We start from the raw sequence: 15576 nt of genomic DNA on the forward strand, positions 1-15576 counted from the left end.
CGACTCGATGACCAGCAGAAGCGGCGCCCGGGAACGATCATCCCGGACGCCGCTTCACCCTGCCCACTTGACAAAAGCAACTACATATCAGCTGTTCTTCCCAGTGAAGTGCGCCCGCGCTTACGCGGAGGCGAGCCAGAGGTCCGGTCCGAAGACCTCGTAGTGGATGTTCGCCGCGGGAACCCCCGAATTGAGCGCCTGGTTGCGGATGACGCGCATGAACGGGAGGGGCCCGCACAGGTAGAGCGTGGCGCCGGCGGGGATCTCGACGTTGTCGAGTGACATGAAGCCGGTGTGGGCGCCGTCGTCGGCGCCCTCCACCGGGTTCTCGAGCCAGAGCTCGAGGGCGGCGAAGTCGAGCTGGTCGACGTCGTCGACCATCTGCTCGCGCATGGCCCAGCGCTCCGAGGTGCTCTCGGCGTGGAGCACCGTGACGGCGCGCTGGGAATTCCTTTCGACGAGTGAGCGCAGAATGGACGCGCTCGGTGTGCAGCCGATTCCGGCCGAGGCGAGGATGAGGGCGCCGTCGCCGTCGGCGAGGGTCACGTCGCCGCACGGGTGCGACAGGACGAGCGTGTCGCCGACCTGCACGTCGCGGTGCAGAATGGGCGAGACCTCACCGTCGGCATCGAGCTTGGTCGTGAAGACCCGCACATCGGTACCGGTTCCCGCCGACAGCGAGTACTGGCGAACCTGGCGGATGCCATCGGGCATCATCACGCTCACGCTGACGTACTGCCCCGGGAGCGACTTCGACACGGGCGTGCCGTCGGCGGGCACGAGGGTGAAGGTCATCGACTCGGTTCCCGCGGCCGTCTTGTCGGTGACGATCCACGGGGCGAGGGCGTTCTTGCTCGCCAGGCCCGCATACAGGCCGTTCTCCAGCTTGATCAGGGCGTGGGCCATGAGCCAGTACACCTCTGTCCAGGCGTCAGCGATCTCGGCCGTGATGACGTCGCTGAGCTCGTCGGCGATTCCCTCGAAGAGGTACTTGTAGACCACGTCGTACTGTTCGGGACGGATGTCGAGGGACACGTGCTTGTGGGCGATGCGGCTCAGGAGCGCCTCAGGGGTCGTGCCCGGGTTCGCGACCAGGTGGGTTGCGAACGCGGCGATGCTCCCCGCGAGGGCCTGTTGCTGGGAGCCATTCTTCTGGTTCGAGCGGCTGAACAGCCCGTCGAACAGCTCCGGGTGCGCGGTGAGCATGCGGCTATAGAAATTGCGCGCGATCGCGGGCATTCGCTCGCCGACAAGCGGCAGGGTGGCTTCGATGATCGGGGTCGAGGATGCTGAGAGCATTCGTGCGCCTTCTTCCGTAGGGAAGCTCTAAATCTAGCATTCAATAAGCAAGTATTTGACCGTGGTCAGCGTGGGCGGGTGGTGAGTCCCACGAGAACCGGTCCCGCGAGGCTGCCGTGCGGCAGGCTCGCGATGACGAGCGGATCGAGCTCGGCGTAGAACGCTTCTCGGGCGCGGCCGAGAGCGCTTCGCAGCCCGCATCCGGCCAGGAGAGGGCACGGGCCGTGGGGGGTCTCGCAGGCGGCGACATCCGTTCGGGTGTCGAGGCGGCGCAGCAGCCAGCCCACCGTGGCCTGGCGGCCCTGGGCGCTCAGGCGCACACCGCCGCTGCGGCCGCGAACCACCTCGACGAGGCCGAGTTCCCGAAGCCGGATGACGGCCTTGCTCACGTGGTTGTAGGGCGTGCCCACCTGTTCAGCGATCACCCGCGCCGTCGTGAGGCCGAGATCGGTGGGCGCGGCGAGCAGCATCATCACCCGGAGGCAGACGTCAGAAAATGCGCTGATCCTCATGGGTCAAGACTAGGTCCGCGTGGCGGCCGCGGAGGCCCCGGTGCCGACGCCGGATAGCGGCGCAATCGAAACACTCCCGCAACACGTGCCCAATAGAGTGGGCAAATGGGAGACCTCTTTGACGGCTACGCGGCCGCGACCGCGGCGGCGAAGATGCGCAAGGGCGCGCATCCATTCGACGAAATGTTCGAAACGTCCGATTCTGCTCGCGCGGCCTATCGGGAGATCCACACCGCGCTCTCGCATATGACGCAGGACGAGTTGCGGGGCCGCGCTGAGGCGCTCGCGAGCTCGTACCTCGCCCAGGGCGTCACGTTCGACTTCGCCGGCGAGGAGCGTCCCTTCCCGCTGGATGCCGTTCCGCGGGTCATCGACCAGGCCGAGTGGGCCAACGTCGAGGCCGGGGTCAAGCAGCGCGTGCTCGCCCTCGAGGCGTTCCTCGCCGACATCTACGGCCCGCAGAACGCCGTGCGCGACGGCATCATCCCCGCGGGGCTCATCAGCTCGTCGAGCCACTTCCACCGCCAGGCCGCCGGCATCGACCCCGCCAACGGAGTGCGCATCCAGGTCTCCGGCATCGACCTCATCCGTGACGAGGCCGGCGCCTGGCGCGTGCTCGAAGACAACGTGCGGGTGCCGAGCGGCGTCAGCTACGTGATCTCCAACCGCCGGGTCATGGCGCAGACGCTGCCCGAGCTGTTCGTGAGCATGAGGGTGCGCCCGGTCGGGGACTACCCCAACAAGCTGCTCCACGCCCTGCGCGCGAGCGCCCCGGAGGGTGTCGACGATCCGACGATCGTCGTGCTCACGCCCGGCGTCTATAACTCGGCATACTTCGAGCACACCCTGCTCGCCCGGCTCATGGGCATCGAGCTCGTCGAGGGCCGCGACCTGTTCTGTTCCGGCGGCAAGGTCTGGATGCGCACGACGTCGGGCCCGACGCGCGTCGACGTGATCTACCGCCGCGTCGACGACGAGTTCCTCGACCCGCTGCAGTTCCGCGCCGACTCGATGCTCGGCTCGCCCGGGCTGCTGCTGGCCGCCCGACTCGGCAACGTCACGATCGCCAACGCGATCGGCAACGGCGTCGCCGACGACAAGCTCGTCTACACCTACCTGCCCGACCTCACCCGCTACTACCTCGGCGAAGACCCGATCCTGCCGAACGTCGACACCTGGCGGCTCGAGGACCCGGGAGCGCTCGAGGAGGTGCTCGACCGGCTCGACCAGCTCGTCGTGAAGCCCGTCGACGGCTCGGGCGGCAAGGGGCTGGTCGTGGGACCGGATGCCTCGCGCGCCGAGCTCGAGGCGCTGCGCAAGCGACTCATCGCCGACCCCCGAGGCTGGATCGCGCAGCCGGTGGTGCAGCTCTCGACGATCCCGACGCTCGTCGACGACGGCCTCCGCGCCCGCCACGCCGACCTGCGCCCGTTCGCCGTCAACGACGGCAGCGACGTCTGGGTGCTCCCTGGAGGGCTCACCCGCGTGGCTCTCCCCGAGGGGCAACTGGTCGTCAACAGCAGCCAGGGCGGCGGGTCGAAAGACACCTGGGTGGTCGGCCGGGAGCCTCTGCAGGTATCGCGGCACAGCATCCAGGGCCTCGTCGCGGACCAGGCGGCGCCGACCGAGTCGATCACGATCATCACCGCGGACATGCTTGCCGAGCATGCCGCGCAGGACCACCCACAGGATCACCCGCTGATGGACCGGCCGCGCGATCAGGGGCAGCAGGAGCAGCAACAGCAGCAGTCCAGCGAGGAGTCATCATGCTAAGCCGGATCGCCGAGAGCCTCTTCTGGATCGGCCGCTACATCGAACGCAGCGACGGCACGGCGCGCATCCTCGATGTGCACCTGCAGCTGCTGCTCGAGGACCCGTGGATCGAGGAGAACCTCGCCTGCCGGTCGCTGCTCAGCGTGATGGGAGCCGAGGTTCCCGAGGACCGCGAGATCTCGCGCGCCGACGTGCTCGCGCTGCTCGCGGTCGACCGCTCCGAGCCGGCATCCATCGCCTACTCGCTCGGCGCCGCACGGGAGAACGCCCGGCGCGCCCGCGAGATCGTCTCGAGCGAGCTCTGGGAGTGCCTCAACACGACGAGGGCCCGGATGCCGCGCAAGGTCGCCGGCGACAAGGTGCACGAGTTCTTCGGTTGGGTTCGCGAGCGCTCCGCCCTCGCGGTGGGCATCATCGAGTCGGCCACGAGCCGTGACGAGGCCTGGCAGTTCTTCACCCTCGGCCGCAGCATCGAGCGCGCCGACATGACCGCCAGGCTGCTCGCCACGCGGTCGCTGACCGAGGCGAGCGGCCCGTCGTGGACCACGATCCTGCGCTCCTGTGGCGCCTATGAGGCCTACCTGCGCACCTACCGCGGCGTGCCGAGTGCCAAGAACGCGGCCGAGTTCCTGCTGCTCGACCGGTTGTTCCCCCGCTCGATCCTCTTCTCGGTGCGCCGGGCCGAGGCGTGCATGCGTGACATCGACCCGCGCGCCGACAGGTCGGGCACGAGCGACCAGGCGCAGCGGCTGCTCGGCCAGATCCGCAGCCAGCTGGAGTACCGGCCGATCGTGGAGATCCTCGACGACCTGCCTCACCACATGGACAGCGTGCAGCTCGCCACGAGCGCCGCATCCGAGGCCATCCGGCAACGCTATTTCCCATCGAACGCCGCACCGAACTGGGTGAGTGAGAACTCGTGAACCGCCTGCGCATCACCCACACGACCGGCTTCCACTATGGCGGCGAGGTCACCGCGTCGTACAACGAGGCGCGGATGCTGCCCACGAGCGCCGACGGGCAGCTCGTGCTGTACTCGAACCTTGAGATCCGTCCGATGTCGGCGAGTCATAACTACGTCGACTACTGGGGCAGCCGGGTGTCGACGTTCGAGATCCTCACCCCGCACCGGGAGCTCGCCCTCACCGCGACGAGCCTCGTGGAGGTGCGGCCCAAGGTGCACTCGGCGCACACCATCAGCTGGGATGACCTCGCCGTCGCCGCCGAGCGCGCGACCGAGTTCGTCGAACAGCGCGGGCAGACGCCGCGCACCGACCCGCCAGAGGAGGTCATCGCGCTCGCGCGGGCGATCGCCGACGACTGCGTGAGCCCCTGCGAGGCCGCCGAGCGCATCTGCGTCGCGATCGGCAACGCCGTCGAGTACATGCAGGGCGTCACGGCGGTGACGACCACCGCAAAGGAAGCCTGGGCCCACCGCAAGGGTGTCTGCCAGGACATCGCGCACCTCGCGATCGGGGCGCTTCGCTCGGTCGGGATCCCCGCGCGGTACGTGTCGGGCTACCTGCACCCGAAACCGGATGCCGCGATCGGCGAGACCGTCGCCGGGGAGTCGCACGCGTGGGTCGAGTGGTTCTGCGGCGAGTGGCGCGGCTACGACCCGACGAACCTCATCGACATCGGCGACCGGCACGTGACGGTCGGCCGCGGACGCGACTACAACGACGTGCCGCCGCTGCGTGGCGTCTACGCCGGCCCGTTCACATCACAGCTCTTCGTCAAGGTCGAGATCACCCGCGAGAGCTGACGCGTCGATCAGGAGCGCTGCACCGCGGCCTCGTCGATGACGACGACGTCGCTGGCGCGCCTCCCGCCGTCGTGCGTGACACCGACCCGCCAGCCCGCGCGCCAGGTCCGCAGGTGCTGGTGTCGGACCATCCAGACGAGGCCGACGATCGCCGCCGCGAATCCGGATGCCGCACCGACACCGAGCGAGAACCTCGGCCCCAGTTCGTTCGCGACGAGGCCGACGACGGGCGCTCCGATCGGGGTGCCGCCCATGAAGATGGCCATGTAGATCGCCATCACCCGGCCCCGCACGGCGGGATCGGTCGAGAGCTGCACCATGCCGTTGGCCGTGGTCATGAAGGTCTGCGCGGCGACCCCGACGAGCACGAGGGCGAGCCCGAACGACCACAGCGTCGGCACGATCGCCGCGACGAGGCATCCGATTCCGAACACGCCCGCCGACGCGAGCAGGAACCGCAGGCGCGGAGTCTCCCGGCGCGCCGACAGGAGCGCACCGGTGACCGACCCCACGGCCATCACCGATGAGAGCACGCCGAACTCGGCCGCCCCGGCCGCGTACTCCACCCGCGCCATTGTCGCGATGTAGATGCCGAAGTTGAGCCCGAAGGTGCCGATGAGGAAGACCATGACGAGGATCACGAGGATGTCGGGCCGCCGGGCGACGTAACGGAAGCCGCCGACGAGGTTGCCGCGCTCACGCACCGCCCGTGGCGCCGGCCGGAGCTCCCGCACGCGCAGGAAGGTGAGCGAGAGGAGCACCGCCGCGAAGGACGCGGCGTTGATGAGGAACACCGGACCAGCACCTACGAGCACCGTGAGCAGGCCCGCGACGGCCGGCCCGATCATCCGCGCCGCGCTGAATGACGCCGAGTTCAGCGCCACGGCGTTGGAGAGGTTGCTGCGGCCGACCAGTTGCGAGACGAAGGTCTGCCGGGCCGGAGCGTCGAACGCCGCGACACAGCCGAGCAGGGCCGCGAAGACGTACACGTGCCAGAGCTCGACGGCGCCGGTGATGGTCAGAACCCCGAGGGCGAGGCCGAGCACCCCCATCAGCGCCTGCGTCGTCATGAGGATTCGACGCTGGTCGAATCGATCGGCGACGAGTCCGGTCAGCGGGAGCAGGATCAGCTGGGGGCCGAACTGGAGGGCCATCACGATGCCGACTGCGACGGCGTCGTTATCCGTCAGCTGGGTGAGCACGAGCCAGTCCTGCGCGGTGCGTTGCATCCAGGTGCCGACGTTCGACACGAGAGCGCCGGCGGCCCAGACGCGATAGTTGAACCCGCTCAGCGAGCGGAACATTGCGCTCAACTCTCGGCGAGTCCCTGCAGCACTGCGGCCGCCTCGGAGAGCGAACTGCGCTGCGCCGGTGTCAGTGTCTCGAGTCGTCCGCAGAGCCATTCGTCGCGCCGCCGCCTGGTCTCCCGCACGATGTCTGTGCCGTTGGCGCTCAACGCCAGCAGCACCTTGCGCCGGTCGTCCGTCGACGGGTGCCGATCGACGTAGCCCGCCGCGACGAGGGCATTCACGGTGCGGTTCATCGACGGGAGGGTGACCCGCTCGATCTCGCCGAGCTGGCTGAGGGTCTGGGCGCCGCGCACCGCGAGCACGCCCAGAACGGTCGTCTGCCCGTCGGTGAGCCCGTCATCGGCCTTTTCGGCCCGCAAGCGCCGGGCGAGCCGGATTACGGAGGCCCGCAGCTCGGAGCTCAGGTCATGGGTGTCGGGCTCGTCGGTCATGATTGCTTAGCCTAACAAATTAGCCTAGCTAAGCAAATGTGCTACTCCCGCGCGAGCAGCGCGTCGATGCGTGCGAGGAGCTCTTTCGAGTTGAACGGCTTGAGGATGTAATCGTCGGCGCCCGACGCGAACGCGCGCTCGACATCCTCCTCCTGTGCCTTCGCCGTCAGCATCAGGATGCGGGTCCTCGACACCGCGGGATCCTCGCGCACGGCGTGGCAGACCTCGAGCCCGGTCATCCTCGGCATCATCCAGTCGAGGATCACGAGCTCCGGATGCTCCGCGCGAACGGAGGCCAGACCGGCCTCACCGTCCATCGCCGACGTCACGTCGTGACCGGCCCGCCGCAGCTTGTGCATCACGAGGGTCAGCACGTCCGGATCATCTTCGACCACGAGAATTCGCGCCATTGCCACCGTCCCCCTTTGTGCGCCACTAAGTTTACGAGTAACGCGGACCAATCTTGTCATCTTCGGGGGCCGTCGAGGGGGAGCATCATGGCTGGACAAAACATCGTGTCGTCGGTGCGCGCTGCACGCGGAAGCTCGCGCCTGCTCGCGCACATCTTCACCCTGTTTCTCATGTACGTGCTCGGCCTCGCCGCCGTCTTCCTCACCCCGCCGGGGTCGAACTTCGCCGCGTGGTGGCCGGCGGCGGGGTTGGGCGTGGCCGCGATGCTGTTCGCGAAGGGTCCCGCCTGGCGGATGGCGATCGCGATCGCGCTCGTCACGACGGCATCGAACTACGTCGCCGGCCGGCCGCTCGAGGTCGCGGTGCTGTTCGGTGTGGCAAACGCCTGCGAGGCCTGGCTGGTTTCCGCGCTCATCACCCGCGGCGGGCGCGCAGCCAGGCTCGAGGGCATGCCCGACGTCGCCCGCCTGCTCGGCGCCGTCCTCGCAGGCGCTACCGTCTTCGGGCTGCTGGCCGGGGGAATGGTGTGGATGCTGCTCGGCGGCGACTTCCTGGCGAGCGGTGTGGCGCTCGCGGTCTCCCACGCTTCCGCTGTGATCGTGATCGTGCCGACGGTGCTTGCCAGTGCCTCGTCGCTGCGCGTAGGCCGCGGCGCCGAGCGGCTCATCCAGCTGGCGGTCCTCGCCGCAGTCGTGTTCCTTGTGTTCTCGCCGGGCCAGATTCTGTCTCTCGCCTTCCTCACCTTCCCCGTGCTCGGCTGGGCCACCTTCCGGTTCGGAGTGAAGTTTGTCGCGGTGGAGATCCTCATCACCGGCGTCTGCGTGACCGTGCTCACCTCGGTGGGAGGCGGACCGTTCGTCCATGAAGGATTCAACGGTTTCCTGACCAGCACCGAACTTCTGCAGGTCTATCTCATCTCCCAGGCGGCGACGATGCTCTTCCTCTCGACCGCCCGCCGCGAGCGCGAGAACCTCGCGCTCGAGGTGGAGGCGAGGGAGCAGCTCCTGCGCGGCGGATTCGTCGGCGCGCAGGTGGGATTCGTGATCCTCGCGCAGCACGACACCGACTCGATCAGGGCGGTCGAGGGCAACTCCGTCGCCGCCCAGCTCCTCGACTGGCCCGAGCTCGCCCAGCCGACGCGCACCGAGATGCTCGTCCCGATCCGCGGAGGCAGCCCTTTCGTCGAGGTCGTCGCGAAGGTGCTGACGGATGCTGGCGAGCAGTTCAGCGGCGACATCGAGCTTCAGAGCGGGCACCTCATCGAGGTCTTCGTGACGAGGTTCGGCGGCGAGGACGGCGCGGCCGTCGCAACGGCACAGCTGATCGACGTGACGGCCAGGCGCGAGGCGGAGCGCGCCACCATCGACGCCCTGCGGCAGGAGCAGGATGTCGCGGAGCGGCTTCGCGACCTGAGCCGCCAGAAGGACAACTTCGCATCGTCGGTGAGCCACGAGCTGCGCACCCCGATCACGAGCATCCTCGGCTTCGCGGAGGAGCTCGAGGAGACGACGACGGGCGACGACCAGGCCTATGTTCGCATCATCCTCCGCAACGCCCGGCGCCTCACCGACCTCGTCGAGAACCTCCTCGAGATCTCCAGCATGACGACCCAGAACTCCATCCGCCCGGTCGCGGCCGTCGATGTGAACAGCGTGCTGCGCGCCTGCATCGGCCAGCAGGGCGACGCGGCGCTCGGCCGCAACCAGACCGTCACGGTGAGCGTCGACCTCGCGGACCCCGAGGTTCTCTGCGACGTGCGTGACCTCTCGCGGATCGTCTCCAACGTGCTGTCGAACGCCCTCAAGTTCACGCCGGAGCACGGCTCCGTGGAGCTGTCGTCGTCGCTGCGCGGCGACCACGTCGAGGTCGTCGTGACCGACAGCGGCCCCGGCATTCCGTCGGAGGACGTGGAGCACGTCTTCGAGCGGTTCTACCGGTCGCCGGCAGCGACGCTGAAGGGTATGCCGGGAACGGGTCTCGGCCTCTCGATCGTGCAGTCGCTCGTCGACCGCCTGGGTGGGTACGTCACCATCACCGACGCCGAGCCGCACGGGACGACCGTCAAGATCGCGTTGCCGGCAGTGACGGCCGTGTCGGAGGAGCCCGCGATCGTGGCAGGTTAGGCGCGCGCCGTCACCCGCCCTGCGTCCGCGCGCCGGTGCACTCGCGCCAATACAATGGAGGCGTTCGAGGAGGACACACGGTGATCCAGTTCACTGCGGCGCGGCAGGACCACACCTTCACCGACGCCCACGGCGTCACGGTTCACTACTACGTGTGGAAAACCGGCAAGCCGCGCGGCATCGTGCAGATCGCGCACGGGCTCGGCGAGTACGCCGCGCGCTACGAGCGGCTCGCCCAAGCGCTCGTAGGCGACGGCTACACGGTCTACGCCGACGATCACCGCGGGCACGGGAAGACCGGCCTCGGCCAGCACGGCGGCGACCACTCCCGTCTCGGCCGGTTGGGCCCGGGCGGCATGAAGGCGACCGTGGAGGCGGTGCGCGACCTCAGCGCCATCATCCGCGGCGAGAACCCCGATGTCCCCCTCGTCCTGTTCGGGCACAGCTGGGGGTCGATCATCGTTCAGAAGATCATCAACGACCACTCGCACGAGTACGACGCAGTCGTGCTGTCGGGAACCGCCTACCGCACCTTCGTGCACATGAAGGGCGGCGACCTCAACGCCAAACACTCGCACCTCGGCGACACGGGCTACGAGTGGCTGAGCCGCGACGAGAAGGTCTCGGCGGCGTTCCTCGCCGACGAGCTCGCGTTCACCGCCGATGCCATCAAGCTCTTCGGGCTGCGCGACGCACTAGGCCTGCTCGGCAAGCCGGCGAAGCAGCTGAAGCACGACATCCCGCTGCTCATCCAGGTCGGCAGCGATGACCCGTTCGGCGGCACGGCGAGCGCGGAACTGCTTGCCCAGGCCTACGTGATACGTTCGCGGCTCACTGATGTCGAGCTGATCATCTACACCGACGCGCGGCACGAGATCTACAACGAGACGAACTATCCCGAGGTCACGGCTGATCTGTTGAAGTGGCTCGACGGCCACTTCGCTCGGGGTAGGTGACCTGGGTCAGCTCCTCGGAGAGGCTCCAGAGCCGCGCCGCGACGGCGGGGTCGGATGCCGCGGCGGATCGCTTCACGAGAACCGGCGTGCCCTTCAGCTCGCCTCGGCCGGCCGGCCCGACGTAGCTGCCGCCGGGCACGTCCGCCGTCGCGGCGAACAGCGTCGGCAGGGCGCCGCCCGCGGCATCCTGCGAGAGGAGCCGGTTGCCGAGCTTCGCGAGAGCCGCGCCGAAGCGGTTGTCGGACTTCTGCAGGTTCGTCGCTGCCCACCCGGGATGAGCGGCCGTTGCGATCACGGGGGAGCCGTCCTCGCTGAGGCGCCGCTGCAACTCGAGCGTGAACAGCAGGTTCGCGAGCTTGGACTGGCCGTACGCCTCCCACCGTCGGTAGGTGCGGGTGCTCCAGTTCGGGTCGACGTTGTCGATCTTGCCTCCGCGGTGGGCGAGGCTCGCGACCGTAACGACCCGGCCGGTGATGCGCGGCAACAGCAGGTTGGTGAGCGCGAAGTGGCCGAGGTGGTTCGTGCCGAACTGCGACTCGAATCCGTCCTTGGTGCGGGAGAGCGGGGGTGCCATGATGCCGGCGTTGTTGATGAGCGCGTGGATGTCTCCGCTCCAGTCCTGAGCGAACTCGCGCACGGAGGCGAGGTCGGCGAGGTCGAGCCTGCGCACCTCGACCGATCCGGCGATCGCGCCCGCGGCATCCGCGCCGCGCTTGGGATCCCGCACGGCGAGGACGACTCGCGCGCCGCGCCCAGCCAGCGCCTTGGCTGCCTCGAAGCCAATCCCGCTGTTGCCGCCAGTGACGATGACGCTGTGGCCGGCGAGTTCGGGAAGGTCGGCGGTGGTCCAGTTGGTTGCGGGCATGATGCAACCGTAGTTCGTCGATCTTGAACGTAGTCTGGTCGTCGTCGTTCCCTGCTTCTGGAGGTCAATGTGCCGCTCGTCGACAACGCTGTTTATGTGGATGGCCACCGCACCGAGAACCCGCGCAGCGTCGAGGAGACCTTCGAGGTGCTGCGGGAGCGCAAGGGCATGGCCTGGATCGGGCTCTACCGCCCGGATGCCGAGGAGATCAGGGGCGTCGCCACCGAGTTCGGGTTGCACTTCTTGGCGGTGGACGATGCGCTGGCCGGTCACCAGCGAGCGAAGCTCGAGCGCTATGGCGACACTCTGTTCGTCGTCTTGCGACCGGCTCGATACCTCGACGCGGAGGAGAAGGTGGAGTTCGGCGAGTTGCATGTATTCCTCGGTCCCGGATTCGTGGTCACCATTCGGCACGCCGAGTCACCCGACCTGAAGCGGGTGCGGCGGCGCCTCGAGGAGAACCCCGAACTGCTGGCGCTCGGCCCCGAGTCGGTGCTCTACGCGGTGCTCGACCAGGTCGTCGACGAGTACGGCCCGGTGCTTGCCGGCCTCGAGAACGACATCGACGAGATCGAGGACCAGCTCTTCGGGAACGACGCCGAGGTGTCACGCCGCATCTACGAGCTCCATCGCGAGGTCACCGAGTTCCAGCGGGCGTCGTTCCCGCTCGTCGCGATGCTCGAAAGCCTGCTTCGAGGCTCGGACAAGTATCTGCTCGACCTCGAGCTCCAGCGCTTGCTGCGGGATGTTCTCGACCACGCCCTCAAGGTGACGGAGCGCGCCGACGCCTTCCGCCTGTTGCTGCAGAACGCTCTCGCGGTCAACACCACCCTGGTGAGCCAGCAGCAGAATGACGAGATGCGCCGGTTGACCGAGGCGAGCCTCGCCCAGAACGAGGAGACCAGAAAGTTGTCCGAGACGACCCTCGCGCAGACTGAACAGACAAAGAAGATCTCGTCGTGGGCCGCGATCCTCTTCGCCCCGACGCTCATCGGCACGATCTATGGGATGAATTTCGATGTCATGCCCGAGTTGCACTGGAGATTCGGGTACCCCCTCGCGGTGGTGGCGATGGTCGCGATGGGCGGGGTGCTCTACTCGGTGTTCAAGGCGAAACGCTGGCTGTGAGAGCGCGATGACCTCGATCTTCAGCAGAATCATTCGCGGGGAGCTGCCGGCGCGGTTCATCTGGCGCGACGAGGTCGCCGTCGCGTTCCTCACGATCGAGCCGCGCTCGCCGGGGCACGTGCTCGTGGTGCCGCGCATCGAGGTCGACCGCTGGCTGGACGTCGGCGAGCAGACAATGGCGCACCTGATGACGATCGCGCACAAGATCGGCGAGGCGCAGCGCGAGGAGTGGGGAAGCGACCGTGCCGGCCTCATGATCGAGGGCTACATGGTTCCGCACGTGCACATCCATGTGTGGCCCTCGTGGTCGCCGTACGAGTTCCACCCCGCCGGGATCGACCGGGCAGCCCGGCCGGCGGACCTCGACGAGGCCGCCGCCCGGTTGCGTGACAGGATGCGCGCGCACGGGCACAGCGAATTCGTCCCGGAAGACGGACCCTCCGGGGCGCTTAGGCTGGGCGACAACGAAAGGCACGACAATGCACGGTGAGTTCAAGGTTCCCGGCGGCAAGCTCGTCGTCGTCGATCTCGATGTCGAACAGGGCGCGATCGCGAACTTCCGGCTCGCCGGAGACTTCTTCCTCGAGCCCGACAGCGCGCTCGAGGCGATCAACGCGGCTGTGAACGGCCTGCCGGAGACGAGCGACGCCAAGCGCATCGCCGCGGCGGTGCGCGCCGCGCTTCCTGACGACGCGCTGCTGCTCGGGTTCTCGCCGGAGTCGGTGGCCGTCGCCGTGCGCCGGTCGCTGGCGCGGGCAACGAACTGGGGCGACTATAACTGGCAGGTCATCCACGGCACGGCCTACTCGCCGCTGATGCAGATGGCGCTCGACCAGGTGCTGGCTGAGGAGGTCGGCGCCGGTCGCCGCGAGCCGACCCTGCGGCTGTGGGAGTGGGATGCCCCCGCCGTCGTCATCGGCAGCTTCCAATCGGTGAAGAACGAGGTCGACCTAGTGAACGCCGACAAGCACGGCTTCTCGGTCGTGCGCCGGATCAGCGGGGGCGGGGCCATGTTCATGGAGGCCGGCACCGCGATCACCTACTCGATCTACGCGCCGTCGGATCTCGTCCAGGGAATGACCTTCGCCGATTCCTACGCGTACCTCGACGAGTGGGTCATCATCGCACTCAAGAACCTCGGGATCGACGCCTCGTACCAGCCGCTGAATGACATCACGAGTCCCAGCGGCAAGATCGGTGGTGCCGCGCAGAAGCGGCTCGGCACCGGCGCCGTGCTGCACCACGTCACGATGAGCTACGACATGGACGGCGACAAGATGGTGCAGGTGCTGCGCATCGGCCGCGAGAAGATGAGCGACAAGGGCACCAAGAGCGCCGCGAAGCGCGTGGACCCGCTGCGCAGCCAGACCGGCCTGAGCCGCTCGGCGATCATCGACCAGATGGTGGCCACGTTCACCGGACTCTACGGTTCGACCCCGAGCAGCGTCACGCCGGACGAGCTCGAGAAGGCGTCGCTGCTCGTCGTCGAGAAGTTCGGCACGGAGGACTGGCTGCAGCGCGTTCCCTAGGAAGAGCTTGTCCGGCGGGTCTGAAGCTCCGCGTACTCGGGATTGCGGCGCAGGAAATCGCGCACGAAGCCGCAGTCGGCGATGACCCGGTAGTCGGTGTCGGAGCGGATGCTGTCGAGCAACGCTCGAACCATTCGCGCCCCCAGGCCCGAGCCGCGCAGCCGGGGTGTGATCTCGGTGTGGGTGATGTGGATCTCATCGCCGATCACGCGGTAGTCGGCAAGACCCACCTCCTCGCCGCCGACGCTGAAGAGGTACTGGTTCTCGGCCACGAGATTCCGAAGTTCAGTCATCGATCCAGCGTACGTTCGTGCGCCCGATGCGGCAACGCGAGTGCGAGAGAATGAACCATGCCCGCACCCTGGACCCCGACATCCGCCAACCGGGTGATCCAGGGCGACAACCTCGCCGTCGTCTCGGCCCTGCCCGACGGTGCGTTCACCGCCGTCTACCTGGATCCGCCCTTCAACACCGGGCGCAGCCAGTCCCGCCAGTCGACCACGAGCGTGCGGTCGGCCACCGGCGCGATCACGGGCTTCAAGGGGCAGCAGTACGATCGCATCCGCGGTGATCTGATGAGCTACGACGACCGCTTCGAGGACTACTGGTCGTTTCTCGAGCCACGTCTGGCCGAGGCCTGGCGCCTGCTGTCCGACAACGGCACGCTCTACCTGCATCTCGACTACCGCGAGGCGCACTACGCGAAGGTGCTGCTCGACGCCCTGTTCGGCCGGGAGTGCTTTCTCAACGAGATCATCTGGGCCTACGACTACGGCGCCAAGAGCAAGAGTCGCTGGCCCGCCAAGCACGACACGATCCTCGTCTACGTGCGCAACCCCGCGAAGTACCACTTCGATTCGGCAGAGGTCGACCGCGAGCCGTACATGGCTCCCGGGCTGGTGACGCCGGAGAAGGTCGCGAAGGGCAAGCTGCCGACGGATGTCTGGTGGCACACGATCGTTAGCCCGACGGGCAAGGAGAAGACCGGCTACCCGACCCAGAAACCGGAGGGCATTCTGCGGCGCATGATCCAGGCCTCCACTCGCGAGGGCGATTGGGTGCTCGACTTCTTCGCCGGCAGCGGCACGACGGGCGCGGCGGCCGCGAGCCTGCGGCGCCGGTTCGTGCTCGTCGACGAGAGCCCGGATGCCGTGGCCGTGATCCGCAAACGCCTTGACAAGGCCGGCGTGGCCTTCGAGTAAAGGCGCCGGCACCGCCGAATGCCGATGGTCGACCGCGTGCACAAGTCCTAAGCCGAGCCGCCTCGAGCCCGCTCGATTCTCAGAGCGCTGCCTTGGTTCTCAGAATGGTGGCGGTTCGTCGTCGTCCTTCTCGTTCTCTCGGTCTTCGTCGCGTGCTGTCGTGTTGAGGGCGCGTTGGAGGTTGTCGTTGACTCCGGCCTGGATGATCGTGGCGGGTTCGGTGATGTACTTCCGCCCGGTGGGTGAGGTCCATTCCAGTGCCCCGGTGCCGT

16 protein-coding genes are annotated in these 15576 nt (G+C 68.0%); 9 read left to right on the plus strand and 7 right to left on the minus strand.

The features are described from left to right. Nucleotides 1-120 precede the first annotated feature (120 nt). Nucleotides 121-1299: a globin domain-containing protein gene (locus tag ABIB15_RS14870; RefSeq protein ID WP_354480320.1), complete on the minus strand. Its 1179-nt coding sequence runs from the start codon at nucleotides 1297-1299 to the stop codon at nucleotides 121-123. A 65-nt stretch (nucleotides 1300-1364) separates the two neighbouring features. After that, entirely contained in the window at nucleotides 1365-1811 is a 447-nt protein-coding gene (locus ABIB15_RS14875; protein WP_354480322.1) for an RrF2 family transcriptional regulator, read from the minus strand. 105 nt (nucleotides 1812-1916) lie between these two features. Here ABIB15_RS14875 and ABIB15_RS14880 point away from each other — a divergent pair, with 105 nt between their 5' ends. The 3 genes from ABIB15_RS14880 to ABIB15_RS14890 are packed head-to-tail and all read left to right on the plus strand — an operon-like array spanning nucleotide 1917 to nucleotide 5349. Continuing rightward, complete coding sequence (locus ABIB15_RS14880) at nucleotides 1917-3584, plus strand: circularly permuted type 2 ATP-grasp protein (RefSeq protein ID WP_354480325.1); 1668 nt, start codon at nucleotides 1917-1919, stop codon at nucleotides 3582-3584. Next, nucleotides 3578-4507 carry an alpha-E domain-containing protein gene (locus ABIB15_RS14885; protein WP_354480327.1) on the plus strand — a complete coding sequence of 310 codons (930 nt, stop codon included), beginning with the start codon at nucleotides 3578-3580 and terminating at the stop codon, nucleotides 4505-4507. Before ABIB15_RS14880 ends, ABIB15_RS14885 begins: the two co-directional genes overlap by 7 nt. Next, on the plus strand, nucleotides 4504-5349 hold the full coding sequence (locus ABIB15_RS14890) for a transglutaminase family protein (RefSeq protein ID WP_354480330.1): 846 nt from the start codon (nucleotides 4504-4506) through the stop codon (nucleotides 5347-5349). The genes ABIB15_RS14885 and ABIB15_RS14890 overlap by 4 nt, the downstream gene beginning before the upstream one ends. 8 nt (nucleotides 5350-5357) lie before the next feature. On the opposite strand, the gene ABIB15_RS14895 is transcribed toward ABIB15_RS14890, so the two are convergent. Genes ABIB15_RS14895 through ABIB15_RS14905 form a run of 3 tightly spaced genes read right to left on the minus strand, consistent with a single transcriptional unit; the run spans nucleotide 5358 to nucleotide 7500 of the window. Further along, nucleotides 5358-6662, minus strand: coding sequence for an MFS transporter (locus tag ABIB15_RS14895; RefSeq protein ID WP_354480332.1), 1305 nt, complete (start codon nucleotides 6660-6662; stop codon nucleotides 5358-5360). Next, the gene (locus ABIB15_RS14900; RefSeq protein ID WP_354480335.1) at nucleotides 6659-7090 is read right to left on the minus strand and encodes a MarR family winged helix-turn-helix transcriptional regulator; all 432 of its coding nucleotides are present in this window, start codon (nucleotides 7088-7090) and stop codon (nucleotides 6659-6661) included. The genes ABIB15_RS14895 and ABIB15_RS14900 overlap by 4 nt, the downstream gene beginning before the upstream one ends. A gap of 41 nt (nucleotides 7091-7131) precedes the next feature. Then, nucleotides 7132-7500: a response regulator transcription factor gene (locus ABIB15_RS14905; protein WP_354480338.1), complete on the minus strand. Its 369-nt coding sequence runs from the start codon at nucleotides 7498-7500 to the stop codon at nucleotides 7132-7134. A gap of 87 nt (nucleotides 7501-7587) precedes the next feature. On the opposite strand from ABIB15_RS14905, the gene ABIB15_RS14910 reads away from it, so the two are divergent. Together ABIB15_RS14910 and ABIB15_RS14915 are read left to right on the plus strand one after the other, a co-directional pair. Then, nucleotides 7588-9624 carry a sensor histidine kinase gene (locus ABIB15_RS14910; RefSeq protein WP_354480340.1) on the plus strand — a complete coding sequence of 679 codons (2037 nt, stop codon included), beginning with the start codon at nucleotides 7588-7590 and terminating at the stop codon, nucleotides 9622-9624. A gap of 80 nt (nucleotides 9625-9704) precedes the next feature. After that, nucleotides 9705-10580 carry an alpha/beta hydrolase gene (locus ABIB15_RS14915; protein WP_354480343.1) on the plus strand — a complete coding sequence of 292 codons (876 nt, stop codon included), beginning with the start codon at nucleotides 9705-9707 and terminating at the stop codon, nucleotides 10578-10580. Here ABIB15_RS14915 and ABIB15_RS14920 read toward each other — a convergent pair. Further along, the gene (locus tag ABIB15_RS14920) at nucleotides 10528-11445 is read right to left on the minus strand and encodes an oxidoreductase (RefSeq protein ID WP_354480346.1); all 918 of its coding nucleotides are present in this window, start codon (nucleotides 11443-11445) and stop codon (nucleotides 10528-10530) included. The two genes, ABIB15_RS14915 and ABIB15_RS14920, sit on opposite strands and share 53 nt — an antisense overlap. A 69-nt stretch (nucleotides 11446-11514) precedes the next feature. Between ABIB15_RS14920 and ABIB15_RS14925 the strand changes: the two genes are divergently transcribed. From ABIB15_RS14925 to lplAB, 3 genes are read left to right on the plus strand one after another with little or no spacing between them, the layout of a single operon-like run. Further along, nucleotides 11515-12573, plus strand: coding sequence for a magnesium and cobalt transport protein CorA (locus ABIB15_RS14925; protein ID WP_354480348.1), 1059 nt, complete (start codon nucleotides 11515-11517; stop codon nucleotides 12571-12573). Nucleotides 12574-12580: 7 nt separating this feature from the next. After that, on the plus strand, nucleotides 12581-13063 hold the full coding sequence (locus ABIB15_RS14930; RefSeq protein ID WP_354480351.1) for an HIT family protein: 483 nt from the start codon (nucleotides 12581-12583) through the stop codon (nucleotides 13061-13063). Further along, on the plus strand, nucleotides 13053-14102 hold the full coding sequence (gene lplAB, locus ABIB15_RS14935) for a lipoate-protein ligase LplAB (RefSeq protein WP_354480353.1): 1050 nt from the start codon (nucleotides 13053-13055) through the stop codon (nucleotides 14100-14102). The genes ABIB15_RS14930 and lplAB overlap by 11 nt, the downstream gene beginning before the upstream one ends. On the opposite strand, the gene ABIB15_RS14940 is transcribed toward lplAB, so the two are convergent. Next, nucleotides 14099-14395, minus strand: coding sequence for a GNAT family N-acetyltransferase (locus ABIB15_RS14940; protein WP_354480355.1), 297 nt, complete (start codon nucleotides 14393-14395; stop codon nucleotides 14099-14101). The two genes, lplAB and ABIB15_RS14940, sit on opposite strands and share 4 nt — an antisense overlap. 57 nt (nucleotides 14396-14452) lie before the next feature. Here ABIB15_RS14940 and ABIB15_RS14945 point away from each other — a divergent pair, with 57 nt between their 5' ends. After that, a complete protein-coding gene (locus ABIB15_RS14945; protein WP_354480358.1) occupies nucleotides 14453-15304 on the plus strand; it encodes a DNA-methyltransferase in 852 nt (283 codons plus the stop codon). Nucleotides 15305-15576 lie beyond the last annotated feature (272 nt).

The sequence above is a fragment of the Marisediminicola sp. UYEF4 genome, assembly GCF_040546025.1.
Classification (GTDB): domain Bacteria; phylum Actinomycetota; class Actinomycetes; order Actinomycetales; family Microbacteriaceae; genus Marisediminicola.